The organism is Sediminibacterium ginsengisoli (assembly GCF_900167075.1).
Classification (GTDB): Bacteria; Bacteroidota; Bacteroidia; order Chitinophagales; family Chitinophagaceae; genus Sediminibacterium; species Sediminibacterium ginsengisoli.
This window is the reverse complement of the sequence record NZ_FUWH01000004.1, coordinates 1-24,050: the sequence shown is the minus strand read 5'-3', so window position 1 is coordinate 24,050 and position 24,050 is coordinate 1. Positions and strand designations below refer to the sequence as shown.

At 47.5% G+C, this 24,050-nt stretch carries 23 protein-coding genes; 14 read left to right on the top strand and 9 right to left on the bottom strand.

All coding sequences use genetic code 11. From position 1 onward, the window contains the following. Positions 1-22 precede the first annotated feature (22 nt). The 4 genes from B5D42_RS08265 (at position 23) to B5D42_RS08250 (ending at position 2,933) form a co-directional block, all read left to right on the top strand. Complete coding sequence (locus tag B5D42_RS08265) at positions 23-868, top strand: aminotransferase class IV (RefSeq protein ID WP_078831014.1); 846 nt, start codon at positions 23-25, stop codon at positions 866-868. A 57-nt stretch (positions 869-925) separates the two neighbouring features. Then, the gene (locus B5D42_RS08260) at positions 926-1,204 is read left to right on the top strand and encodes a type II toxin-antitoxin system RelE/ParE family toxin (protein ID WP_078831013.1); all 279 of its coding nucleotides are present in this window, start codon (positions 926-928) and stop codon (positions 1,202-1,204) included. A 14-nt stretch (positions 1,205-1,218) separates the two neighbouring features. Continuing rightward, complete coding sequence (locus B5D42_RS08255; RefSeq protein ID WP_078831012.1) at positions 1,219-1,548, top strand: HigA family addiction module antitoxin; 330 nt, start codon at positions 1,219-1,221, stop codon at positions 1,546-1,548. 77 nt (positions 1,549-1,625) lie between these two features. After that, positions 1,626-2,933: a cryptochrome/photolyase family protein gene (locus tag B5D42_RS08250; protein WP_078831011.1), complete on the top strand. Its 1,308-nt coding sequence runs from the start codon at positions 1,626-1,628 to the stop codon at positions 2,931-2,933. 4 nt (positions 2,934-2,937) lie between these two features. On the opposite strand, the gene B5D42_RS08245 is transcribed toward B5D42_RS08250, so the two are convergent. Continuing rightward, complete coding sequence (locus tag B5D42_RS08245) at positions 2,938-3,774, bottom strand: 1,4-dihydroxy-6-naphtoate synthase (RefSeq protein ID WP_078831305.1); 837 nt, start codon at positions 3,772-3,774, stop codon at positions 2,938-2,940. A gap of 10 nt (positions 3,775-3,784) precedes the next feature. Next, positions 3,785-4,453, bottom strand: coding sequence for a futalosine hydrolase (gene mqnB, locus B5D42_RS08240; RefSeq protein ID WP_078831010.1), 669 nt, complete (start codon positions 4,451-4,453; stop codon positions 3,785-3,787). Positions 4,454-4,658: 205 nt separating this feature from the next. Here mqnB and B5D42_RS08235 point away from each other — a divergent pair, with 205 nt between their 5' ends. From B5D42_RS08235 to fabD, 4 genes are all read left to right on the top strand, one after another. Next, positions 4,659-5,066 carry a 6-pyruvoyl trahydropterin synthase family protein gene (locus B5D42_RS08235; RefSeq protein WP_078831009.1) on the top strand — a complete coding sequence of 136 codons (408 nt, stop codon included), beginning with the start codon at positions 4,659-4,661 and terminating at the stop codon, positions 5,064-5,066. Between the two features lie 74 nt (positions 5,067-5,140). Then, entirely contained in the window at positions 5,141-5,557 is a 417-nt protein-coding gene (locus B5D42_RS08230; RefSeq protein ID WP_078831008.1) for a 6-pyruvoyl trahydropterin synthase family protein, read from the top strand. Between the two features lie 24 nt (positions 5,558-5,581). Continuing rightward, positions 5,582-6,178: a GTP cyclohydrolase I FolE gene (gene folE / locus B5D42_RS08225; protein ID WP_078831007.1), complete on the top strand. Its 597-nt coding sequence runs from the start codon at positions 5,582-5,584 to the stop codon at positions 6,176-6,178. A 20-nt stretch (positions 6,179-6,198) separates the two neighbouring features. Next, a complete protein-coding gene (gene fabD, locus B5D42_RS08220; protein WP_078831006.1) occupies positions 6,199-7,089 on the top strand; it encodes an ACP S-malonyltransferase in 891 nt (296 codons plus the stop codon). A 74-nt stretch (positions 7,090-7,163) separates the two neighbouring features. On the opposite strand, the gene B5D42_RS08215 is transcribed toward fabD, so the two are convergent. The 5 genes from B5D42_RS08215 to B5D42_RS08195 form a co-directional block, all read right to left on the bottom strand. Next, positions 7,164-7,613, bottom strand: coding sequence for a GNAT family N-acetyltransferase (locus B5D42_RS08215; protein ID WP_078831005.1), 450 nt, complete (start codon positions 7,611-7,613; stop codon positions 7,164-7,166). A 23-nt stretch (positions 7,614-7,636) separates the two neighbouring features. After that, positions 7,637-8,854 carry a trans-sulfuration enzyme family protein gene (locus B5D42_RS08210; RefSeq protein ID WP_078831004.1) on the bottom strand — a complete coding sequence of 406 codons (1,218 nt, stop codon included), beginning with the start codon at positions 8,852-8,854 and terminating at the stop codon, positions 7,637-7,639. 180 nt (positions 8,855-9,034) lie between these two features. Then, positions 9,035-10,030, bottom strand: a complete 996-nt coding sequence (locus B5D42_RS08205; RefSeq protein ID WP_078831003.1) for a beta-ketoacyl-ACP synthase III — start codon at positions 10,028-10,030, stop codon at positions 9,035-9,037. Beyond that, the gene (locus tag B5D42_RS08200) at positions 10,023-10,445 is read right to left on the bottom strand and encodes a PIN domain-containing protein (RefSeq protein ID WP_078831002.1); all 423 of its coding nucleotides are present in this window, start codon (positions 10,443-10,445) and stop codon (positions 10,023-10,025) included. The genes B5D42_RS08205 and B5D42_RS08200 overlap by 8 nt, the downstream gene beginning before the upstream one ends. A 32-nt stretch (positions 10,446-10,477) precedes the next feature. Then, positions 10,478-10,705: a DUF6364 family protein gene (locus B5D42_RS08195; RefSeq protein WP_078831001.1), complete on the bottom strand. Its 228-nt coding sequence runs from the start codon at positions 10,703-10,705 to the stop codon at positions 10,478-10,480. 67 nt (positions 10,706-10,772) lie between these two features. Between B5D42_RS08195 and ruvA the strand changes: the two genes are divergently transcribed. Both ruvA and sov read left to right on the top strand, forming a co-directional pair. After that, positions 10,773-11,363: a Holliday junction branch migration protein RuvA gene (ruvA, locus tag B5D42_RS08190; protein WP_078831000.1), complete on the top strand. Its 591-nt coding sequence runs from the start codon at positions 10,773-10,775 to the stop codon at positions 11,361-11,363. 72 nt (positions 11,364-11,435) lie between these two features. Continuing rightward, a complete protein-coding gene (sov, locus tag B5D42_RS08185; RefSeq protein ID WP_078830999.1) occupies positions 11,436-18,677 on the top strand; it encodes a T9SS outer membrane translocon Sov/SprA in 7,242 nt (2,413 codons plus the stop codon). Positions 18,678-18,771: 94 nt separating this feature from the next. Here sov and B5D42_RS08180 read toward each other — a convergent pair whose 3' ends face one another. Both B5D42_RS08180 and B5D42_RS08175 read right to left on the bottom strand, forming a co-directional pair. After that, entirely contained in the window at positions 18,772-20,103 is a 1,332-nt protein-coding gene (locus tag B5D42_RS08180) for an ABC transporter permease (protein ID WP_078830998.1), read from the bottom strand. A gap of 42 nt (positions 20,104-20,145) precedes the next feature. Then, the gene (locus B5D42_RS08175; RefSeq protein WP_078830997.1) at positions 20,146-21,090 is read right to left on the bottom strand and encodes an ABC transporter ATP-binding protein; all 945 of its coding nucleotides are present in this window, start codon (positions 21,088-21,090) and stop codon (positions 20,146-20,148) included. A gap of 245 nt (positions 21,091-21,335) precedes the next feature. Here B5D42_RS08175 and B5D42_RS08170 point away from each other — a divergent pair, with 245 nt between their 5' ends. Genes B5D42_RS08170 through B5D42_RS08155 form a run of 4 tightly spaced genes read left to right on the top strand, consistent with a single transcriptional unit; the run spans position 21,336 to position 23,842 of the window. Continuing rightward, a complete protein-coding gene (locus B5D42_RS08170) occupies positions 21,336-21,782 on the top strand; it encodes a hypothetical protein (RefSeq protein WP_078830996.1) in 447 nt (148 codons plus the stop codon). A gap of 2 nt (positions 21,783-21,784) precedes the next feature. Continuing rightward, positions 21,785-22,450: a hypothetical protein gene (locus B5D42_RS08165; RefSeq protein WP_078830995.1), complete on the top strand. Its 666-nt coding sequence runs from the start codon at positions 21,785-21,787 to the stop codon at positions 22,448-22,450. After that, positions 22,420-23,208 carry a sensor histidine kinase gene (locus tag B5D42_RS08160; RefSeq protein WP_078830994.1) on the top strand — a complete coding sequence of 263 codons (789 nt, stop codon included), beginning with the start codon at positions 22,420-22,422 and terminating at the stop codon, positions 23,206-23,208. The genes B5D42_RS08165 and B5D42_RS08160 overlap by 31 nt, the downstream gene beginning before the upstream one ends. Further along, complete coding sequence (locus tag B5D42_RS08155; protein ID WP_078830993.1) at positions 23,201-23,842, top strand: response regulator transcription factor; 642 nt, start codon at positions 23,201-23,203, stop codon at positions 23,840-23,842. Before B5D42_RS08160 ends, B5D42_RS08155 begins: the two co-directional genes overlap by 8 nt. The last annotated feature ends 208 nt before the right edge of the window (positions 23,843-24,050 follow it).

Genomic DNA, 24,050 nt, shown 5'->3' with positions numbered 1-24,050 from the left:
CTTCATTCAAGATTTATCCGGTATGGCAGCAGCAGATTTTCTTTTTTTCAATGGTAAAATGCTTCGCGAAGGAAGCCCGGTCTTATCTGCGGATAACCGCTCTTTCCGTTTTGGCGATGGTTGTTTTGAAACCATCCAGGTAGCCGGTGGACGTATTCTGCTGTTCCCTTACCATATGGAACGACTCTTCAGATCACTGGAATTGCTTCGTTTCGATGTTCCTGTTCATTTTGATTCTGCCTACCTGCAGGAACACATCCTGCAATTGGCCCGGAAAAACGGCCATAACGGACGTACCCGGATCAGGCTTACAATCTTCAGGGGCAATGGCGGTTTGTACGATCCCGAAAATCATTATCCCAATCATGTGATCCAGTCCTGGGAATTGCCCGATCAGTGGGAAATGAACCAAAATGGACTTGTAACAGGTATCTTTCCCGATGCCCGCCGCTCCTGCGATCTCTATTCGCCGCTTAAGCATAACAATTACCTTCCCAATGCCATGGCCGCATTATGGGCAAAGGAAAACCGGCTGAATGAAGCGTTCCTGCTGAACCCATACAACAGGATCGCGGACGCTACCATCGCCAATGTATTCGTTGTAAAAAATGGCAGCGTGCTTACCCCGGCGCTGTCTGAAGGTGCGGTAAACGGAGTAATGCGCCGTTATCTTTTAGAGCAGCTGCATAAGGAAGGAATTCCTGTAGCGGAGGGCCAGCTTACGGCGGAACATTTGTTCGATGCCTCGGAGGTTTTTCTCACCAATGCCATCTCCGGCATCCGCTGGGTGCAGCAGGCAGGGCAGTCTGCTTATGGGAATGAGTTGTCGGCTTTTCTTTTTAATAAGTTTATTGCGGGGGGATTGTAATCTTTTTTAACAATAAAAATTTTTGACACCTGATACGTTTCACGTTACATTTGTGATATGATCGTGAGTTTTCGTCATAAGGGACTGAGGCTATATTACGAAAAAGGTGATGCTTCGAAATTACCTGCCCGGCATGTTCCTAAAATACGTCTGATTCTGACTCGCCTGGATGCAGCCAGTAAACCGGAAGAACTGAATGTTCCGGGATATAACCTGCATTTGCTAACCGGGAATCTTAACGGATTTTGGTCAGTAAAAGTGAACGGTAATTACCGGATTCTTTTTCGGATAGAAAGTGACAATGCACACGATGTAGATTATTTAGATTATCACTAACACAGGAGGATATTATGGCCATGTTTAACCCTGCCCATCCGGGCGAACTGATCCGCGAAATGCTGGAAGGAATCCGGGAAGAAACCGGGAAAAAACTCACTATTCAGGATGTTGCCGATGGATTACATTCAACGCGTAAAACCATCTCCGCAATCATCAACGGAAAACAAAGTATAACACCTGAAATGTCTATCAAGCTGGGCAAAGCCTTTAATACAGGCGCTGAGTTCTGGCTGCGTGCACAGGAAAATTATGATCTGGCACTGGCCCGCAAGAAAGTTGACCTGCGCGGAATCCGTATTTTCTGGAAATCAGGCAATATTGGTACCATAAGTATGGCATAACCTGACCAGAAATTTCACAGCCCGCCGAACAAAACAACATTTTCTTTGTTGTTACTGGTATGTCCGCAACGACAACAATGCCTGAGGTCAATATCATGTGGTTCCGCCGCGACCTGCGTTTGACAGATAATGCAGCTTTATATCATGCATTGAAAAGCGGCCATCCCGTTGTGCCTGTTTTTATTTTCGACCGGAATATACTGGACAAGCTGGAGGACAGGGCCGACCGGCGGGTTACTTTCATTCATCAGGCACTTGAAGCCATGCAGCAACAGCTGGCAGCACAGCAAAGCAGCCTTGAAGTGTATTACGGAAGACCCGCTGAAGTATTTCAGCAACTCACCGAAAAATATAAGATCGGCACTGTATTCACTAATCACGATTATGAGCCTTATGCCAAGGAAAGGGACGAGGCAATAAGAATATTTTTACGAACGAAAGCTATTGCTTTCAAAACCTATAAAGACCAGGTCATATTCGAAAAGGATGAAGTGCTGAAAGAGGACGGCACACCTTATACCGTATTCACTCCCTTCAGTAAAAAATGGCTTGCAAAGCTCAATCCGTTTTACCTGAAATCATATCCGGTTGAAAAATATGCCGCTCATTTTTACAGGCAGGCAAAGCTTGTATTGCCTTCGCTGGAAGAGCTCGGTTTTATAAAAAAAGAAGATCATATTCCGCCGCAGCAACCGGATGAATCGGTCATAGAACGATATGATCAGACCCGCGATTATCCTGGTCAGGTGCATGGTACGTCACATCTCGGTGTTCATCTTCGTTTCGGCACCATCAGTATACGGCAACTGGCTGCAAAAGCGGTTGAGTTGAACCAGACCTATCTCAAGGAACTGATCTGGCGTGAATTTTACCAGATGATCCTCTGGCATTTTCCGCATGTGGGTAAAGGACATGCTTTCAGGAAGGAATACGACAAGATCACCTGGCGGAATAACGAAGCGGAATTTGAGCGCTGGTGTAACGGAACCACAGGGTACCCGATCGTGGATGCCGGTATGCGCGAACTGAATGAAACAGGTTATATGCATAACCGCGTCCGTATGATCGTTGCATCGTTCCTTACCAAACACCTGCTGATCGACTGGCGCTGGGGTGAAGCTTACTTTGCAGAGAAACTGCTGGATTATGATCTTGCCGCCAATAACGGCGGCTGGCAGTGGGCGAGCGGAAGTGGTTGCGATGCCGCGCCTTATTTCCGGGTTTTCAATCCCAGGCTCCAGACTGAAAAGTTCGACAAACAGTTAACATATATCCGCAAATGGGTTCCCGAACTGGAAAGCCTTGAATATCCTGCGCCAATCGTTGCCCATGAAGCAGCCCGCAAACGCGTGATGGATGTGTATGCAAAAGCATTGAAGAACTGATGGATCATGAAATGAAAATATCACTGTTGTTGATCACAGCAGAAGGATTGAGCTGCCGGTATACTTCGAGCAGTTTGGCAACTGCTTTTTTACCATCAGCACCGAGTTCAAGTGAATAATTGTTCACGTACAGATCGATATGACTCCGCATGACAGATTCGCTCATTTCCTGGGCATGTTCTTTTACATAGTCTGTAAGTGAAGGGTAATTTGAGAAAGCATAATCAACACTTTTCCTGATCAGCCTGTCAACTTTTAAAAGCAGCGCTTTGCTGAGCGTTCTTTTTGCGGCAATACCACCCAATGGTATCGGTACGTTGAGCTGCTCTTCCCAGAAATTCCCGAGATCCATTACTTTGTGCAAGCCTTTGTCCTGGTAAGTGAAACGGTTCTCATGAATGATCACACCTGCATCTGTAATGCCATTGAGCACGCTGTCTTCAATTTCGTTGAATACCTTGAACTGTTTATTATGTGCATGCGGAAATGCAAGCGAGAAGAGCAGGTGTGCTGTGGTATTGATACCTGGTATTGCTACCAGCATCTGGTCAACCGCGGCTATTGATTTTACAGGTGTTTTTGTGATCAGCAAAGGACCAACGCCCTTACCCAGCGCGCCGCCGCTATTGAGCATGAGATATTGTTCCAGTACAAGAGGCAGTACACCGTAACTTAGTTTTGTAATATCGAGCTTTCCCTCAATGGCCCATTCGTTCAGGGTCTGTACATCTTCCAGGTGTACATTGAAGGAAAGTCCTTCGGTATCTATTTTCTGATTCACCAGTGCATCGAAGATGAAAGTGTCATTCGGGCAGGGTGAAAAGCCAAGTGTAAGGGTCATCTCGTTCGGTTCAAAATGTTCTATGAAGTGCATCTGCGTAATCGGTCAGTACCTGGTTGAGGTTTCCGATCGCTTCTTTTATTTTCCAGTTTGCCTTATTGCGTTCGCCGATATAGTTGGATACTGCCCTGAGCTGCAGGAACGGTATATTGGAAATGCCGCAGGCATAATGCAGCACGGCGCCTTCCATCGATTCAAGGCCTGGCGTGTATCTGCTGCTGATCTGCCGGATACGTTCGGGTGAAACGCTGATCTGGTTAACGGTAACGGCGTCAGCCACCGGCAGGCGGAGCAGGTTAAAACGATCAAGCCAGGGATTGGGTAATTTTCCCTCGCAGAAAGGAAAGCGGTTTGCGTTTTCCAGTTTGAGATCGAAGAGGTCGTTCCAGCTGCCGTTCTCTTCCACGCCGGTATCGGCAAGTATTTCCTGCTTTACGGCAAAAACGGAACCCAACGCTGTTCCCGGATCAAAACAACCGGCAATGCCTGCCTGTACCACGAGATCGGGTTTTTCTTCCAGCAGCATTTTTGTGATGGAAAACGCACTGGTGAGCATACCCACTCCAGATGCATGAAAACGGATCTGCAAACCAGCGGTACCAGTTGTATAAGCCGGGTTTAGAGATGCGGAAAAAGGCCCCCATTCACCTGCCGTTGCTGCTGTAATGATCACTCGCATGCTGCAAATTAATACAAATGAAAGAATTCTGCCGGAGGCGCATCCGGCGGAATTATTCCCGGTTCAGGTCTTATTTGATTAATAATCATTCATTTATGCAGTTATTCCACATGTGAAACCATTGCAATCAGTAAGTACCCATGAATATGATCTCTGCCATCCGGTTGCTGCTGTTTTATTACCTTTGCGGAAATTTTCGTGAAGAATGGTGTATTTAACCCGGCAGGAGCATTTCAACGCAGCGCATAAACTGTTCAATCCCAAATGGAGTAAGGAGCAGAATGACGCTGTTTTTGGTGTTTGTGCCAATGAGAACTGGCACGGACATAATTATGACCTGTTTGTAACGATCAAGGGTACTCCTGATCCGGATACTGGATTCCTGTATGATGTTAAGAAACTCAGTGTGCTGATCAAAGAAAAAGTGATCGACAAGCTGGATCATAAAAACCTGAACCTGGATGTTGATTTCATGAAAGACCAGCTCTGCAGCACAGAGAACCTGGCCGTCGGCATCTGGAAGCAGCTCGAACCGCATTTGCCGGCACAGGTACAGTTACATTGCATCAAATTATACGAAACCGCCAGGATTTACGTTGAATACTTCGGTTAATTGTTGAGACGGGTCTTTTTTTGAACCTTATCGCGTCTTTATTTGTCATTATTAAAGCACGAAACATCCAGCAAATGAACGATCGGAAAGTAGCTGTTTTCAGAAAAGAACATTTCAATTCGGCACACCGGCTACATAATCCTGCATGGGATGAAGAGCGGAACAATGCTGTATTCGGACTGTGCAATAATCCCAATTACCACGGGCATAATTACGAACTGGTAGTGAAAGTAACAGGTGTGCCGGATCCCCAGACCGGCTATGTGATGGACCTTAAACTGCTGAGCGATCTCGTAAAGGAAGAAGTACTTGACAGGTTCGATCACCGCAACCTGAACCTCGATACCAAAGAATTCGCTACATTGAATCCGACTGCAGAAAACATTGCAGTGGTGATCTATGACCTGTTGCGCAAACGGATCGATGCTTCGCTGGATCTGAGCATACGCTTATACGAAACAGAGAGAAATTTTGTTGAATACCCGGCCTGATTGATAACAGATTAATATACTACTATGGCATATGTAAAAAAAGAGATGTACGATGAAGATGTGACGCAGGGGCTGATGACAAATTACCACAGTGTTCTGCAACTGCTGGGAGAAGATGCTGAAAGGGAAGGACTGGTAAAAACACCGGAGCGGATCGCTAAAGCCATGCAGTTTTTGACGCAGGGCTACCAGCAGGATGCACGTGCGATCATCAATTCTGCAAAATTCAGTGAAGATGTCAGCGAAATGGTGATCGTGAAAGATATTGAACTGTTTTCCATGTGTGAACACCATATGCTTCCTTTCTTTGGCAAAGCGCATATCGCTTATATACCCAATGGCTATATTACTGGACTGAGCAAGCTGGCGAGGGTGGTGGATGTTTATTCCCGCCGGTTACAGGTGCAGGAAAGACTTACCACGCAGATCCTCGAAGCCATCAAAGACGCGCTGAATCCGATTGGCGTGGCTGTGGTAATAGAAGCCAAACACCTGTGCATGATGATGCGTGGTGTACAGAAACAAAACTCAGTTACCACCACTTCGGCTTTCGATGGCGAGTTCCTTAAAAATTCAACCCGCAGTGAATTCCTGAAACTGATCACTGCCAAACTCGATTAATTGCTTAAATAAGAATCTGAATGAAACATGCGTTTATTTTTCCCGGACAGGGCTCGCAATTCAGCGGTATGGGTAAAAACCTGTATGAGAACAACCCGCTTGCCAAAGACATGTTCGAGCAGGCGAATGAGATCCTGGGTTTCCGCATCAGTGATATCATGTTCACAGGCACTGATGAAGAACTGAAGCAGACCAATGTAACCCAGCCCGCAGTATTCCTGCATTCCGTTATCGCGTATAAAACGATTGCAGACGCAAAACCTGATATGGTTGCCGGTCACTCCCTCGGCGAATTCTCCGCTCTGGTGGCCAATGGTACGTTACAATTTGAAGATGCATTGAAACTGGTCAGCATCCGTGCCAAAGCCATGCAGAAAGCCTGCGAACTCACGCCGTCTACCATGGCCGCAGTGCTTGCGTTGGACGATGCAAAAGTTGAAGAGATCTGTGCAGCTGTACAACAGGAAACAGGTGAAGTTGTGGTTGCAGCCAACTATAACTGTCCAGGTCAGCTGGTGATCAGCGGATCAGTAAAAGGCATCGATATTGCCTGCGAAAGAATGAAAGCTGCGGGTGCGAAGAGAGCACTGGTATTACCTGTTGGCGGTGCTTTCCACAGCCCGCTGATGGAGCCGGCACGTGAAGAATTAGCCGCTGCGATCCGCAATACAAATTTTGGCTCACCTGCATGTCCTGTATACCAGAACGTGGCTGCAAGTGCTGTTACTGATGCCGAAGTGATCAAGGAAAACCTGATCGCGCAGCTTACAGGAGCAGTTAAATGGACACAAAGCGTACAGGCCATGGTTGCTGATGGCGCGGCCCGTTTTACAGAAGCCGGCCCAGGCAAAGTATTACAGGGGCTTGTTCAGAAGATCCATCGTGATGCACAGGTTGATGGTGTAAACTAAGAACAGCGCATACAGAAAATATAAACGGCCCATGCTGCATTAGCATGGGCCGTTGCTTTTGAATAATAGCGGTATTAAAAATCAAGGATGCCGTTCAGCCAGGCGGGATCCAGCGTGGCATTGTATTTTTTGTAAAAATTGATGGCCGGTTCGTTCCAGTCGAGCACCTGCCATACCATCCGCTTAAAGCCTTTTTCTTTGGCTTCTTCCATGACCCTGTCGAACAGCAGTTTACCTGCACCTTTTCCGCGCAGCTTTTCCGTAACGAGGAAATCTTCCAGGTAAAGGCATTGACCTTTCCAGGTGCTGTAACGGATATAGTACAATGCAAAGCCTTCCACTTTGCCATCGATCTCCGCTACAAATGCCCACCACACAGGGTTTGGGCCGAAACCGCTGTCTTCAAAATGTGCTAAGGTAACCGTTACTTCTTCCGGCGCTTTTTCATAATCGGCCAGTTCCTGTATCAGTTCCAGCAGACGTGCGCAATCCTCTTTAACCGCTCTTCGTATCTGTATGTTCATGGTCTGAAAAAAATGAATGATTGTTAATCTTTAAGTGCCTGTTCCAGGTCGTTCAGGATATCCGGCAGGTTTTCTATTCCCACGCTCATCCTGATCAGGCCATCAGTAATTCCGTATTTGATTCTTTCTTCTCTTGCAATACCGAAATGACTCATGCTTGCAGGATGTGAAACCAATGTGTCAACGGTTCCAAGTGAAATAGCCCTTACACACATCTGCAGCTTGTCGATGAATTTCTTGCCGGCCTCCAGGCCACCTTTCAGTTCATAGCTCATTACTGCACCCGGGTGCCGCATTTGTTTTGCGGCCAGCGCATGATCGGGGTGTGATGTCAGTCCTGTATAATTTACTTTCGCGATAGCGGCATGCTGTTCCAGGAAACGAGCTACTTCCATTGCATTCGCACAATGGCGTTCCATACGGAGTTCGAGGGTTTTCATTCCCAGGCTCAGCAGGAATGCATCGAATGCGTTGCTGTTGCCGCCGAGTAATACATGCCATTTCCAGACCGATGTCTGCATCTTCTCAAGATCCTTACCGATCAGTACACCGCCGATAGCGGTACCATGACCATTCAGGAATTTGGTAGTAGAATGGAAAACGAAATCAACGCCGTATTTAAACGGCTGCTGCAGGTAAGGCGAGGCGAATGTATTATCGACCGATACGATCAGGCCTTTTTCTTTCGCGAGTTTCGTCACTGCTTCGATATCCACACACTGTATAGTAGGATTGGCGGGTGTTTCAATATGGATCATCCTGATGCTGCTGTCTTTACTGATCGCATCTGCAACAAGATTCAGATCGCGCATATCGATGATGGTAGTCTTTACGCCGGTAGCATCCATCACTCTATGCAGTAACTCATGCGTTCCGCCATAAAGTGAAAAATGCGAAAGCACTGTATCGCCTGCTTTGAGGTTCGCAAGGAATAATGTGGTCATGGCTGCCTGTCCGCTCGAATGCAAAAGTGCTTTGAGTTTTAACGGAGATCCGCTCTCGTCTTTCAGTCCGAAAGCTTCCAGAGCCGCGATGGTTTCTTCTGCAGCGGTAAAGGAAGGGTTCCCCCATCTGCTGTATATTCTTGTTTTATCCGAACCGGCAAATCTTTCCATGCCCTGTTGTGCGGTATCGAATGTAAAGGTTGATGTAGCGTAGATGGGCGTAAGGTGCGCGTCATCTGCATTCTTGTGCCCGGTAGCGTGCATGGCTACAGAGCTGATGCCTGAAAACTGATCCATATTATCCCGGATTTAGGTGTTGATGAACTGAAACTCCGGGAATTCCCCGCAGTGCAGACGAAGGTACAGAATGCAGCAGAAAGCATGAAGGCTCGTGGATGTGCGGGCAATCGGAGCACCGGGAAAGGCAAATAAAAAAGCTGCTCCATCCGGAACAGCTTTTAGCAGAATGTTTTTTTATCAGGAATCATAACCCCATTTCACCAGGGTTGCTCCCCATGTGAAACCGCCACCAAAGGCTGCGAGTACAATGTTGTCTCCTTTTTTAAGTTGTTTTTCCCAGTCCCACAGGCATAAGGGCAGTGTTGCTGCAGTGGTATTGCCATAGCGCTGGATATTGATCATTACTTTTTCTTTCGGTAATCCCATGCGGTTGGCCGTTGCATCGATGATACGCAGGTTGGCCTGGTGTGGTACCAGCCAGGAAATATCATCACCTGTGATTCCGTTGCGCTCCAGCAGTTCGGCGCTTACGTCGGCCATACCTTTTACTGCAAATTTGAATACGGTCTGACCTTCCTGGTATGCGAAATGCTCACGTGCCATTACGGTTTCAACAGTAGCCGGTTTTACAGAGCCGCCGGCTTTCATGTGCAGGTAATCGCGGCCTGAACCATCGGTGCGGAGGATGCTGTCCTGGATACCGGTTCCGTCTGTTGCCGGTTCCAGCAATACGGCGCCGGCGCCATCTCCGAAGATGATGCAGGTAGCGCGGTCGGTATAATCGATGATCGCACTCATCTTATCCACGCCTACCACTATTACCTTTTTGTAACGGCCGCTTTCGATATAGGATGCACCGGTAGTGAGGGCAAACAGGAACCCGCTGCAGGCCGCGCTGAGGTCATAACCCCAGGCATTGGTAGCACCGATCTTGTCGCAGATAATGTTTGCCGTGGCAGGGAATACCATATCAGGTGTTACGGTTGCGCAGATCAGGCAGTCGATATCTTTCGGGTCGAGGTTCTTTTTGCGCAAGATCTCCTGCACGGCGGGTACAGCCATATCACTGCTGCCTTTTCCCGGTCCTTTCAGGATCCTCCTTTCTTCAATACCAGTACGCGTACGGATCCACTCGTCGTTGGTCTCTACTATCTTCTCCAGGTCAAAATTGGTCAGTTTGTCTTCGGGAACATAGCCGCCTACAGCGGTTATGCTTGCTGTGATCTTACTCATGAATTGTTTGATTGAATGCGTCTAAAAATTCTTTAGGTGTTTGTATCAGTATGTCTTTATGCCTGAAATGTTTGGGATGACCGGTAATCACCGAATGCAGGTTCCTGATGCCGGCCGCGCATTCCAGCTGAATGGATTCTTCCAGTTCCGGAACCGCATTTTCAAGGGCCCTGTCGATCACGGCCGAATCAACCGCCACTGTCAGTAAAAGTTCTTTCATGTCTTTCAGCGCCTGTACCGCCCGCGCTTTGCCCTTGCTTTCCGAGAGCTGGCGGAAGATGCTGATATAACTGCTGGCGGCGCAGTAAAGTTCTACCTGTTTTTCATAAGAGAGTTCCATGATCTCTTCAGTCTCCCTTCCGAAGGGTTCGCGCTCGGCGAAGAAGTCAAGCAGCACATCCGTATCTATAAACACTCTTATCACTTATACTGTTCTTTCGTTTTAAGTTATAGCTGATGCTTTTCTTTCCGGGTGCAAATATCATCAGTTTTGAATGCGCCCTGCCATCTTTTAATATGAGGGGGCAATTTTGTCTTTTTCTTGCGGGTAGGATTGGTAATGGCTTTCAGGTACGATTCCACCAATTCTGAAAGGCTGCGGCGGTTCTGCTGGGCATATTCCTTGGCGTCCCGGATCACGGAATCGTCGATAGACAGCGTCAACTTGGTGTTCATACGTATAAAAATTTCTCAAAGGTACGTGTCATCTGTCATTTATTCCCTGTATTTTTACAGTTGTTATATGATAGCGTTTGTTAGAGGACATTTTGCTGTAAAAACACCCGCACGGATCGTAGTTGATGTGAACGGCGTGGGCTACGATCTGCAGGTCAGCCTGAATACCTATACATCTGTAGGTAGCAAAGAAAGTGGCCAGTTGTTTACGTACCTGCACATTACCGAAAATGCACAGACGTTGTACGGCTTTGCCGATACAGCAGAGAAAGAATTATTCCTGCAGCTGATCAGTGTATCAGGTGTGGGTGCTTCTACTGCTCGTATGATGTTGTCTGGCATGAAGCCTGAAGAAATTACACGCGCTATTGTGCAAGGCAACACCAGGCAGCTGGAAAGTATCAAAGGAATAGGAAAGAAATCTGCCGAAAGGCTGGTAGTAGAGCTGAGGGATAAGCTGGGTAAACAGTCTGTAACCTTTTCACAGGAAACGGGCACCGGCGCAGCAGCGGATACAGGTACCGATGCCGTAAATGCACTTGTTGCCCTGGGCATTGCAAGACCTGCAGCCGAGCAGGCGGTTAAAAAAGCCCGTACCCAGGCCGGAGATGAAGGTTCGCTGGAGGATATTATCAAAACGGCATTAAAAAACATATAATCTTATACCTATAGCATACATTTCTACTTAACCAAGCTACTTGTTTTGAGGCTACCTAGCTTTTATCTGTTCATGACCTTTATGCTGGCCGCTGCATGTGCATGCGCGCAGCAGAGCGATTCCCTGCGTTATCCCATCAGCGACAGGAGGGGTGATGCGTTTTCATCCCGCAGCCGCAACCCTTTTGAACTGCGCGATACTTCTCTCATCCGTCAGACCATCGAATACGATCCAAGGACCAGACAATATTATATCGTTGAAAAAATAGGAAACTCCTATTACCGGAAACCGACCTTTCTCACATTCGACGAGTTCTGGCGTTTACAGGGTAAAAAAGCCGAAGCTGATTATTTCAAAAAAAGAGCCGATGCCATTACCACCCTGAACCGCAAACCGAAACGCCCGCCTGCCCGTGCCTATACCAGCCTGTTCGACCGGATCTTCGGCATCAACAATGTTGCTACGGGAGGCCCCGATAACAGACTGAAAGTGGATATCCGCCCCACAGGTGAAGTTAATATCATGGCCGGTTACCAGGGGCAGAACATCAAGAACCCGACACTTCCTGAAAGAGCGCGGAAAAACGGAGGTTTCGATTTCGATATGAACGCCAACCTGAATGTGAATGCAAACATCGGCGACAAGCTTAAATTTCCTATCAATTATAACACCACTTCCAATCTCAGTTTCGACAATACCCTGAAACTGGATTACAAGGGAATGGACGATGAGATCATCAAGAGTATTGAAGCGGGTAATATCTCATTCCAGTCTAAGGGAACACTTATTCCCAGCGTACAGAACCTCTTTGGTATTAAAGCACAGCTGCAGTTCGGAAAACTTTTTGTAACCGGTGCATTGGCCAACCAGCGTTCTTCCCGCCAGTCGGTTTCACTGCAGGGTGGTGCTGCCACACAAAGCTTCCAGAAAAGACTGGATGAATACGAGGAGAACCGTCACTTCCTGATGGCGCAGTATTTCCGTGATAACTATAACAAGACCATGAGCAACCTGCCCGTGGTAACGTCGCAGGTACAGATCCAGCGTATTGAAGTATGGGTAACCAACAGAACCGGTGCCACAACCGATGCGCGTGATATTGTGGGTATGATGGATCTCGGAGAGCCGAAACCATATAACCCGAATGTGCACAGCAATACAACGCCGGGCTCACTGCCATTCAATACAGCCAACGATCTTTATACCTCATTGATCAATAACGGCAGCAGCCGTAATCCTGCAGCGATCAACAGTATCCTGCTTTCGAAAGGACTGCAGGCAGTGGAAGATTATGAAAAAACATTTGCACGGAAACTGAATCCTTCTGAATATTATTTTAACCCGCAGGTCGGTTTTCTTTCAGTAAATACGCAGCTGCAGTCTGACGAAGTGCTGGCGGTAGCGTACCAGTACACGTACAATGGCCGTGTTTACCAGGTAGGTGAATTTTCACAGGATGTGGCCCTCGACTCAACACAGGGTGTGCAGAAAGTGTTGTTCCTGAAATTATTGAAAGCGACATCACAGCGGACGCAATTACCGATCTGGGGCTGGATGATGAAGAACGTATATTCACTTGATCTGTTCGGCGGCATACAGCGCGATGATTTCAAGCTGAACGTACTGTATGAAGAGCCCAGCGGCGGATTGAAGCGTTATCTTCCGGAATCTTCACCAGCGGTGGACGGACAACCCTTACTGCGTATCCTCAATCTCGACCGCCTTAACAGCCGGAACGATCCGCAGCCCGATGGTGTATTCGATTACGTGGAAGGATTTACGGTGCTCTCGCAATCGGGCCGTGTGATTTTCCCGGTGCTGGAACCGTTCGGACGCGACCTGGATACACTTGCATTCTCAGGCATGCCGCTGGCCACACGCAATAAATACATTTACTACCAGCTGTACGATTCGATCAAAGCGATCGCACATACTTATGCCAACCTGAACCGCTTTGTAATGCAGGGTCAGGTGAAGGGAACAAGCTTTGGCGGCGGTTCTGAAATACCACTGAATGCATTTAATATCCCACCGGGATCTGTAAGTGTAACTGCCGGCGGGCAGGTGCTGCGTGAAGGCTCAGATTATGTGGTGGATTATAACCTGGGTACAGTTAAGATCCTGAACCAGGCCATCATCAATTCAAATATTCCTGTTAAAGTATCCTTTGAGAACAATGCCACATTCGGCATGCAGCAGCGCGGCTTCTCGGCATTACGGCTGGATTATGTGGCAAACAAAAAACTGACCGTAGGCGCGATTGTGGAACGCCTGGGCGAACGGCCTTTCTTTACCAAGATGGGATATGGCGATGATCCGATCCGCAATACGATGTACGGTGTTGATTTCAGTTACCAGTCTGAACTGCCCGGCCTTACGCGGCTGCTGAATAAATTGCCATTTTATTCAACCAAGGCCAAATCCGCTATTGCTGCTTATGGCGAAGCAGCGGTATTGAAGCCGGGGCACCCGCCACAGATCGGAAAGGGTGAGCAGGGACTGATCTTTATTGATGACTTTGAAGGTACACGCACCAATATCGATCTGCGGTTCCCGTTCGTATCGTGGGCGCTTGCATCGACTCCGCAGGGTAACCCGCGGTTTCCGGAAGCAACGCTTACCGATTCTATCGATTACAACTTTAACCGCGCCAAGCTGGCATGGTATAATATCGAACCCAATCTGCAGGATAAGAACAGTCCGAACAACCCGTTAAGGCGTAACCTGGCCGAGCTCAGCGATCCGAGGGTGCGCCAGGTATTCACCAACGAACTGTTCCCGCAGCGTTCCACCAATATTACGGATGTACAGGCGGCAACCTTCGATCTGGCGTATTATCCAACGGAAAGAGGTCCATATAATTTCGAGAGCAGAAGTTCGCAGATCGATGGCAGCGGTAAGTTATCCAACCCGGCACGCCGCTGGGGCGGTATCATGCGTGCGATCGACCAGACCGATTTCGAAACGGGTAATATTGAGTTCATCGAATTGTGGGTGCAGGATCCGTTCATTAAAAATCCGTCGAGCAAAGGCGGTAAACTTTATCTGAACTTCGGTAATGTGAGCGAGGATATCCTGAAAGACGGAAGAAGGTTTTATGAGAACGGTATGAATACCCCCAAGATACCTGCGGCGGTAGACAGCAGTAATACCTGGGGTAAAACACCGGTGAACCCGATCCAGATCACACAGGCATTCAGTAATGATCCGGACGACAGACCATACCAGGACGTAGGTTTCGATGGGCTCGACGATGCAGCTGAAAGGCGCAAGAAAGGTTATGTACTGCAAAGGCTGGCGAATAATTTCGGTACAGGTTCTTCCATCTACCAGAAAGCGCTGGAAGATCCTTCCAATGACAACTATAAATGGTACCGCGACGAAACTTTTGATCAGACCGGTATGGGTATTCTCGGTCGTTATAAGAGTTTCAACAATCCGCAGGGCAACTCGCCGGTATCAACAACCAACGGACAGTTCACATCGGCAGCAACACTTTATCCTGATAACGAAGACCTCAACAGGGATAATACGCTGAACGAAAATGAATCGTATTATGAATATGAGATCGATCTGAAACCGGGAATGGATGTGGGCATCACACCCTATGTAACGGACAAGAGAAGGGTAACGGTGAATTCTGCAGATGGAATTACACGTACGGAAAACTGGTTTCTGCTGCGTGTGCCCATCCGAGGCTTCTCAAGAAAAGTGGGCAATATCCCTGATTTTAAATCGATCCGTTTTGCAAGGATGTTCCTGACTGATTTTGAAGATTCGGTAGTGCTGCGTTTTGCACGTTTCGACCTGGTACGTAACCAATGGAGGCAATTCACTTTCAACATCGATACCACCGGTTCTTATACGCCGATCAATACTGCAACCGGAACGCAGTTCAATACACTGGCAGTAAACCTGGAAGAGAACAGCAGCCGTCAGCCTGTGAATTATATCATGCCACCGAATGTAGAGCGTGTGCAGTTACTGAGTAACAATGGGGTGAACCTGCAGCAGAATGAGCAGGCGATGAGTCTCCGCATCAACAACCTGGTAAGCGGCGATGCGCGTGGCGTATTTAAAAATCTCAATCTCGATATCAGGCAGTATTCAAAGCTCGATATGTACGTGCACGCCGAATCGATCACAGGTCAGCGTGTGGTGCAGGACAATGAATTGTATGCCCTGATCAGGATCGGCCAGGATTTCCTGAATAACTATTATGAAGTGAAGATCCCGCTTAAGGTAACACCACCGGGTAATTATCCGCGCGGGCAGGAAGACCGGGTATGGCCGGAACAGAATAATCTTGCACTGAACCTCCGGTCACTTATAGATCTGAAGCTGCGCAGGAATTCGGCAGGAGCATCACCAGCGAATATTTACCGGGAGAAACTGGATAACAAGACCATCTCCATCAAAGGAAATCCGAATCTCGGCGAAGTAAGGGGAATACTGGTAGGTGTGGAGAATCCGTATGATCCTGACGGACCGATACAGAGTGCGGAAGTCTGGATCAATGAACTGCGCTTGTCGGGCCTCGATGAGGAAGGCGGCTGGGCAGCATTGGGAAGGGTAGACCTGTTAATGGCCGACCTGGGTACCGTATCGGTTTCGGCCAATACACATACGGCAGGCTTCGGTACCATCGAACAGCGTGTGAACGAACGCTCACGCGATAACCTCGTACAGTTCGATATCGCAGCGAATATCGATGCTGGTAAACTCATACCCAAAGAAGCAAAACTGTCGATACCGGTATACGCCAGCATCAACAGAACCGTACTTACGCCGCAATACGATCCGTACGACAAGGATGTGAAGTATAAAGAGAAACTGAACAGTGCGCCGAAAGACAAACGTGATTCGATCAGGGACGCGGCGATAGACCAGACCACGATCAAAACACTCAACTTCACCAATGTAAGATTTCTTCCGGGCAATAAGCCGGGGTTATTGAAGCTGAGCAATTTCGATTTCAGTTATTCGTATACACAGATTGAACAGAGCAGCCCGGTGATTGCACAGAACAAAGTGACGAGACACCGTGGGGGGCTGGGTTATACTTATACGGGCCAGAGCCGTTATTTTGAGCCGTTCAAACGAATGGCGGGCAGGTCTCCGTGGCTGGCATGGCTCAGGGAATTCAATATCGGTTACATGCCTTCTTACCTGAGCTTTAAAGCGGATGTGAACAGGCAGTTCGGAGAGTTTGTGCCGCGGATCGTAAATACGATAGACAGTAAAGTAGACCGGGTGGATACCACTTATGATAAATACTTTACGTTCGACCGTTATTATAACATGCGCTGGGATCTTACCAAAAAGCTCAATTTCGATTTCTCTGCTACCAACAATGCACGGGTGGATGAACCTTATGGCCGCATCGATACAAAAGCGAAAAAAGATTCCGTACGCGATAATTTCCTGAAAGGCGGGCGTAATACTTTGTACAACCAGAAAGCGATCCTCAGTTATACACTGCCATTCACGATGTTCCCGATCACGGACTGGATCACCGGCCGTTATGTGTATGGAACATCCTATAACTGGATCGGCGGAAGCCTGCTGGCGCCGAGTCTTGGTAATACCATCGAGAACTCGCAGGAGAACAGTGTGTCAGCGCAGCTGAACTTTACAAGTCTCTATGCCAAATCACGCTGGTTGCGTGCACTCGATAATGTGCCGGTGCCCAAAACAGCCAAGCCTAATCCTGCCAACACAAATCCGCTCGGAACGGCATTGCCAAGCCGTGAGGAAGCACTGAAAGGCCTTACAGGTAAGGCAAGGCGCGATGCATTGAAAAAATGGAAAGAACGCAGAAGGGATGAAAGAACGGCGCAGCGGTTGTTACGGGCAAATGAGCCGGCAGAACTGAGCAACTGGGAAAGATTCCTCGGAAGAACACTGACCATGATCAAAAACGGAACCGTAAACTATTCTGCGAATTACCGCAGCCGGATCCCGGGCTTCATGGATAAGACACAGTTTATCGGACAGAACTGGAACAGCATGGCGCCGGGACTGGATTATGTATTCGGAAGACAGCCCGATACCAGCTGGCTGAACCAGAAGGCAGCGCAGGGATTGCTGAGCCGGGATGTCAATTTCAATTTCCTGTACCGCCAGAGCTTTGAACAGCGGCTGAGTATCACAGCTCAGGTGGAGCCGATCCGTGAACTCATCATAGACCTCAACCTGGAAAAGACATTCACCAAAGAGTATACAGAACTGTTCAAGGATACATCAGGCAACGGAAGAGCGAGTCACCTGAACCCGCTGGCATCGGGTGGTTTCAGTGTATCGTATATTTCGTTCGGGACCTTGTTCGCGAAACATAACCCGAATGAGATCTCGGCAACATTCAAAACTTTTGAGAATAACCGTCTTGTTGTTTCGAAGCGAGTAGCGGAAAGCAATCCTTACTGGCAGAACCTAGCACCGGGACAAAAATTCACCAATGATGGTTATGCTGCAGGTTATGGCCGTTATGCGCAGGATGTGCTGATCCCGGCCTTTATCGCCGCTTACACGGGTAAGGACCCGAATTCTGTTTCGCTGATCAAGCAATCGAACTCCAAAATTTCATCCAATCCGTTCAGCGGTATCAAACCATTGCCGAACTGGCGCATGACCTATACGGGGTTGACCAAACTGCCATCGCTTGCAGAGAAATTCAGTGCCATTACGCTTTCGCATGGATATAACGGTTCGCTGAGTATGAACAGTTATAACAGCGCGCTGCTTTACCAGGATCCGTTCTTTTTCAGTGCACCCGGTTTTATCGATACGGTGAGCGGTAACTACATACCATTTTTCCTCGTGCCGAATATCACCATCAAGGAAAGCTTTGAGCCGCTGATCGGTGTAGATATCACTACTACCAAACAACTGAACCTGAAAGTGGAATTCCGTAAGAGCAGGCTGCTTAGCCTGAGCCTGATCGATTACCAGCTTACAGAGAGCAGGACCACAGAATGGACAATCGGCGGAAGCTGGCGTAAACGTGGTGTAAGGCTGCCGTTTAAACTGCCGGGTGGCAAAGGAAACCGCCTGGAGAACGATCTTGTTTTCAAACTGGATCTGTCGATGCGGGATGTGTCTACCAGCAACAGCAGGCTGGATCAGAGTAATGCTTACGGAACCGGCGGACAGAAAGAGATCACTATTCAGCCGGCAGTAGATTATGTGGTGAACAACAGGATCAATGTCCGCTTCTATTTCGATCAGCGCAGGGTGATACCCTATATCTCCACATCGGCGCCAACCACCAATACAAGGGCAGGTATTAATGTAAAGATCTCACTGGCCCAGTAAAAGGGGATCCGGTATGATAAACAGCAATATCAATAAATAAAAGCGGCGCCATATTAATATGGCGCCGCTTTTATCATACTTAGAATGATGTGTGTTAACTTTTTCTGAAAGCCCATTTCCACATTTCTTTCCAGGTCACTTTCTTGCCATACATAAGAATACCGGTGCGGTAGATCTTACCGGCGAGCCAGGTAGTACCGAGGAAGCCGCCGATCAGCAGGAGCATACTGATAATGAGCTGAATGGTGCTTACGCCATCAGGGATGCCGTGTGCGATACGTGCCATCATCACAATAGGAGATGTGAGCGGGAACAGGCTTCCGAATACGGCAAGGCTGCTGTTGGGGTCGTTTACCGCTTTGGTCATGATCACCAGGGCGAAGATCACCGGCATCATGATAGGCAATAACAGGCTCTGCGCATCCTGCGGATCTTCATTAACCGCACTTCCCACAGCTGCGAAAAGTGAAGAGTAAAGGAAATAACCACCGAGGAAATAAAAGACAAAACAACCAATGATCAGCGGGAAATTGATATCCTGCAGTCCACTCATCAGCGTAGCCATCGCGCCGCTTTGCTGAACAGCTGCAGCTCCTGCACCAGGACCTACTGGCATTGCCTGCTGCTGACCGGCCATTTCAGGGAATATTGCCGGTAATACGATCTGTAAACCAAAAACGAGCACGATCCAGATAATGAATTGTAGCAGACCAACAGAACCGATACCCAGGATCTTACCCATCATCAGCTGGAATGGTTTTACACTGCTCACGATCACTTCTGCAATACGGCTTACCTTCTCTTCCATTACGCCGCGCATTACCATGGTGCCGTATACAAAGAGGATGATATAGATCAGGAAGCCGGAGATCATACCCACTGCATAGCTGATACCCACTTTGCTGCCTTTCTGCGTTTCGCCGGAAGTGCTTGAGAAACGGATATAGTCTTTTTCATTTTTGATGCTGTCGATCTGCGTCTGCGAAATATTCAGCGCCATCAGTCTTTTGTCTTCCAGCGATTTGCTGATGCGGCTCTGGATCTTTTCGCGGGTGAGCAGTCCTACTGCTTTTCCCGACCTGATCTGCAGGGAATCCTTCCCGCTCCCGGCATTGAAACCGGCAGGAACGTAGAGGTAAGCATCGTAAATACCTTTATCCAGTTTGCTTTTCAGCGCAGCTGTATCGTCCTGCACGAATTCGAAAATGATCTCGGTACTTTTTTTATCGTCAACCTTGCCGTTGAAAAGACGGGCATTATCGGAAACGGCAACTTTGAAATTGTCGGTAGACTTTACCGAAAAATAGATCATCATGGCATAAAGACCGAAAATGATCAGGGGTAAACCAATGGTAGAAAGCAGGAAGGTCTTTTTCTGCACCCTTGTGAGGAATTCCCTTCTTGCTACTAATAATATTTTGTTCATGTGTATTAAGTTTGGCGTTTGTAGTCTTGTTTAAGCAGCGGATTAGTTAACCGGTGTTTCAGAGAAAGCGCGGGTAACGGCTTTGCTTCCTTCTACCAGGTTGATGAATATCTCGTTCAGTGAAGGGAGTACTTCATTGAAAGCTTCAATGGTAGCACCGCTTTGCAGAAAGTGCTGTAGTACATCATTGCTTTTGTAACCTTCGCGGATTTTTACGATGAGGTTATTATCCTTGCGGGAATCCACTTCAAATGCCGGGCTGTCTGCAATACCTGCCGCAGCACCCTGTACCTTAATGCTGAACTTATTCTCTTTGAACTGCTGTTTAACATCGTTTACGGTGCCGTCAAGTATCTTCTTGCCCAGGTTCATGAGGATGATATGGTTACAGATCTCTTCCACCTGTTCCATACGGTGGGTGCTGAAGATCACGGTGCTGCCTCTCTGCGCAAGTCCGAAGATCTCATCTTTGATCAGGTTGGCATTTACCGGGTCGAGGCCGCTGAAGGGTTCATCCAGGATGATCAGTTTGGGCTCATGCAGAACCGTGGTTACAAACTGCAGTTTCTGGCTCATCCCCTTGCTGAGATCTTCCACTTTCTTATTCCACCAGCTTTCCATTTCCATTCTTTTGAACCAGGTCTTTACTTTCTGCATCGCTTCAGAACGGTCGAGGCCTTTCAGCTGGGCCAGGTAAAGTGCCTGTTCTCCGATCTTCATTTTCTTGTAGAGTCCTCTTTCTTCAGGCATATACCCGATCTTGATAATGTCATCAGCAGGGTTGAATTCCTTGCCATCAAAATAAATATCACCACTATCGGGGTAAAAAATACCGGTGATCATCCGGAGAAGTGTTGTTTTACCGGCGCCGTTAGGACCGAGCAGGCCAAAAATGCTGCCTTGTTCAATGGAGAAGCTCACATCATCTACCGCCTTTTGCGTGGCGTAGTGTTTCCTGAGATTCCGGAGTTCGAGGATGTTACTCATAGTGTTGGTTTATAGGTACAAGTTACAAGGTACATAATCTCGGCAGAGACCCGACCTGCTTTTTAAATAGGTTAGTAGCATTTATTGCATTATTCTTACAATCTGTTTTATATTTTACAGCAATATTCTTCCGTGTGACACATGTTTTATTTTAACATCTGTTTGCTGCTTAAAAAATGGGTGAAAAAACGGTTGTACGGGAAATGGCGTTGTCTAATTTTGTCAATTAACCTAAAAAACTGTTTATGAGTAAACCTCTGGGAAAGAAATTTCCTGCCAAAGAAGCGATGCGGGGCATTGAAGCCTACCGCAAGGCGATGCAGGGATCGCCTTATTACCGTGAATCGATCAGTTACACCATCTCAGAACTGCGCGATTACCTGGATGCGGCTGATAAAGAGCTGCAGAAACTGGGGATCCGCAATGAGAATGAACGTTGTATCTCCCTCATGCCTTACCTGAGCGAAGATGGTAAACTGAACATCCTGCTTACGCCCAGCGCCGATAAACCTGCTTCAGTGGCAGCCAACGGCAGGTTCAAGCACAGGTACAATGTTAAAATAAGGCCTGCTTTCGGTGCAGAAGGTAAAGGCGTTGCCGAACCCGATCCCGATGATCCGGATAATCCATACAATGGCGGAGAAGGTGAAGATCCTGAAGATCCATACAATCACGGAAGCGGAAGACCATAAGTATGAATATTTCCCTAAGCATCATAGCTGAATTTCTGAGCCTTTCAGTTGCCTTATTCTGTTTCAGGCAACTGAAAGGTTCTATCTATTTTTATTTTATACCCTTCCTTTTCTTCGTGGTTTACGGAGAGATCGGGGCTGTTTACTTTTATTATAATGTGCCGGAGAGCTACCTGAACGGAAACACGCACATTTATTTATGGATCAGTATTTTCGAGATCATCTTTTACAGCTATCTCTTCTATCATTTCTTCCATAACAGACTGCTTAAAAACCTGATACTGCTACTGGCCTTCCTTGTAGTAAACCTATACCTGTTCCTTTTCTTCTTTTATACTGTTTATGTTGAAACGTTTTATTATGTATTGACACTGGTAGGCATTTACCTGACATTGCTCAGTTGTATTTTTTTCTATCAGCTTTTCCAGCGCGACGAAGAAGGCGAGGCGCTCTCTTCGCCCGATCTCTGGATCGTGTCTGGAATTTTCGTATTTTTTACCGGCACCTGCCTCACTTTTGTACTGCATAAAACGCTGACCGGACCGGACCGCTGGTTGTTTGGTCAACCCCTTTATAATCTGATACCCCAGGTATTGAGCATAATTTTATACGGATTTTTTGCCAAAGCATTTATGTTATGCCGGAAGAAAGTAAAAACCTCATCATAGCAGTTGTTACAGCAAGTTTTTTTGTGCTGCTTTTCGGCTTTGTAATGGTGCTGGTGGTATTGAGTTTTCTAAGAAGCAAGAAAAAAATGATACTGGAAAGAAAAATAAGGGAAGCGGAAATGCAGCAGGCATTGTTGCAGGCGCAGCTGGAAATGCAGGAACATACCTTTAAAACGGTAAGCCAGGAAATTCATGATAATGTAGGGCAGATACTTAGCCTTGCAAAAGTGAACCTGAGCATCCTGGGTATGGAAAACGGCGGTAACGAAAAACTGCAGGATATTACCGACCTGGTTGGAAAAGCCATCCGTGAACTCAGGGCGCTGAGCGCGGGATACTATGCAGACAGGCTGCTTGAAGACGGATTGCTCACTGCCATCCGCCACGAACTGGAACAACTGGAGAAGACAGGGCTTTTTGAAACTTCTTTCCAGTCGCAGGCAGATACATTACGCATCGACAAAGACAAACTCATTTTCCTGTACAGGATGATACAGGAAGTATTCAACAATATTGTAAAACACTCCGGTGCTACTCATGTAAGTGTGAATATTTTCAAGCAGGATACGGATATCCAGATCATGATCAAAGACAACGGAAAAGGTTTCAGCAGGCACAACGAAAACTTTAAACCCGGTATCGGCCTCAGCAGCATGGAACAAAGAGCGGCAATGATCGGTTCGCAGATAGCGATACATAGCGACGACGGGAAAGGAACCATCGTGAACCTCGTATTTAAGGAAAATAATTATGATTAAAATAGCACTGGTCGATGACCATGTAATATTGCGGAAAAGCCTTGCGGTCCTGATCGGGATGCTGAAGGATTTTGAAGTGGTGATAGAGGCCGGCAACGGTGAAGACTTTATTGAACAGCTGAAAACCAAACCGCTGCCAGAGATTGCATTGCTCGATATTACCATGCCGGTGATGGATGGCGTTGAAACGGCGAAATGGATCAAACAACATCACCCGCATATAAAAGTAGTAGCGCTCAGCATGATCAAGAACGACCTGGTTGTGATCCGGATGCTGAAAAATGGCGCGCGGGGTTATATCCTGAAAGACTGCGAACCGGAAGAACTCCGCGAAGCCCTGCACCAGGTAAATGAAAGGGGATATTATTATAATGAACTGATCACACCAAAAATGAAAGCGAGGGGCAGTAAACCAGATGATGATTCCCCGCTACGCGTGATGATGAATGAAAAAGAACTGGCCTTCCTCAGATGGGCCTGCACCGATAAAACCTACAAGGAAATTGCCGACGAAATGGGCGTAAGCGCCCGAACCGTGGACGGTTACCGCGATGCACTCTTCCAGAAACTGGATGTGACAACAAGGGTAGGCCTCGCGATCTACGCGATCAAGAATAATATCGTGTTATTGTGACGGCACACCGTTGGTGGTCGCCTGACCAACAACAAAATTCCAAGGTTATACATAGTTGCGCAAAACGCGTTAGTCTGTCTATTTTCCCTCGCTGACGTCTCCCGAAGGGAACTCAGCGCAGCACGCACTGCGATTTCTAAAGCTGTTTATAGATTTGAACTTTTCCCTCGCTGACGTCTCCCGAAGGGGACTCAGCGCAGCACGCACT

What these genes read in the sequence shown, in the direction of transcription:
- B5D42_RS08265 (WP_078831014.1), top strand. Translation starts at nt 23, where the DNA reads ATGGCAGCAGCAGATTTTCTTTTTTTCAATGGTAAAATGCTTCGCGAA.
- B5D42_RS08260 (WP_078831013.1), top strand. Translation starts at nt 926, where the DNA reads ATGATCGTGAGTTTTCGTCATAAGGGACTGAGGCTATATTACGAAAAA.
- B5D42_RS08255 (WP_078831012.1), top strand. Translation starts at nt 1,219, where the DNA reads ATGGCCATGTTTAACCCTGCCCATCCGGGCGAACTGATCCGCGAAATG.
- B5D42_RS08250 (WP_078831011.1), top strand. Translation starts at nt 1,626, where the DNA reads ATGCCTGAGGTCAATATCATGTGGTTCCGCCGCGACCTGCGTTTGACA.
- B5D42_RS08245 (WP_078831305.1), bottom strand. Translation starts at nt 3,774, where the DNA reads ATGACCCTTACACTTGGCTTTTCACCCTGCCCGAATGACACTTTCATC.
- mqnB (WP_078831010.1), bottom strand. Translation starts at nt 4,453, where the DNA reads ATGCGAGTGATCATTACAGCAGCAACGGCAGGTGAATGGGGGCCTTTT.
- B5D42_RS08235 (WP_078831009.1), top strand. Translation starts at nt 4,659, where the DNA reads ATGGTGTATTTAACCCGGCAGGAGCATTTCAACGCAGCGCATAAACTG.
- B5D42_RS08230 (WP_078831008.1), top strand. Translation starts at nt 5,141, where the DNA reads ATGAACGATCGGAAAGTAGCTGTTTTCAGAAAAGAACATTTCAATTCG.
- folE (WP_078831007.1), top strand. Translation starts at nt 5,582, where the DNA reads ATGGCATATGTAAAAAAAGAGATGTACGATGAAGATGTGACGCAGGGG.
- fabD (WP_078831006.1), top strand. Translation starts at nt 6,199, where the DNA reads ATGAAACATGCGTTTATTTTTCCCGGACAGGGCTCGCAATTCAGCGGT.
- B5D42_RS08215 (WP_078831005.1), bottom strand. Translation starts at nt 7,613, where the DNA reads ATGAACATACAGATACGAAGAGCGGTTAAAGAGGATTGCGCACGTCTG.
- B5D42_RS08210 (WP_078831004.1), bottom strand. Translation starts at nt 8,854, where the DNA reads ATGGATCAGTTTTCAGGCATCAGCTCTGTAGCCATGCACGCTACCGGG.
- B5D42_RS08205 (WP_078831003.1), bottom strand. Translation starts at nt 10,030, where the DNA reads ATGAGTAAGATCACAGCAAGCATAACCGCTGTAGGCGGCTATGTTCCC.
- B5D42_RS08195 (WP_078831001.1), bottom strand. Translation starts at nt 10,705, where the DNA reads ATGAACACCAAGTTGACGCTGTCTATCGACGATTCCGTGATCCGGGAC.
- ruvA (WP_078831000.1), top strand. Translation starts at nt 10,773, where the DNA reads ATGATAGCGTTTGTTAGAGGACATTTTGCTGTAAAAACACCCGCACGG.
- sov (WP_078830999.1), top strand. Translation starts at nt 11,436, where the DNA reads ATGACCTTTATGCTGGCCGCTGCATGTGCATGCGCGCAGCAGAGCGAT.
- B5D42_RS08180 (WP_078830998.1), bottom strand. Translation starts at nt 20,103, where the DNA reads ATGAACAAAATATTATTAGTAGCAAGAAGGGAATTCCTCACAAGGGTG.
- B5D42_RS08175 (WP_078830997.1), bottom strand. Translation starts at nt 21,090, where the DNA reads ATGAGTAACATCCTCGAACTCCGGAATCTCAGGAAACACTACGCCACG.
- B5D42_RS08170 (WP_078830996.1), top strand. Translation starts at nt 21,336, where the DNA reads ATGAGTAAACCTCTGGGAAAGAAATTTCCTGCCAAAGAAGCGATGCGG.
- B5D42_RS08165 (WP_078830995.1), top strand. Translation starts at nt 21,785, where the DNA reads ATGAATATTTCCCTAAGCATCATAGCTGAATTTCTGAGCCTTTCAGTT.
- B5D42_RS08160 (WP_078830994.1), top strand. Translation starts at nt 22,420, where the DNA reads ATGCCGGAAGAAAGTAAAAACCTCATCATAGCAGTTGTTACAGCAAGT.
- B5D42_RS08155 (WP_078830993.1), top strand. Translation starts at nt 23,201, where the DNA reads ATGATTAAAATAGCACTGGTCGATGACCATGTAATATTGCGGAAAAGC.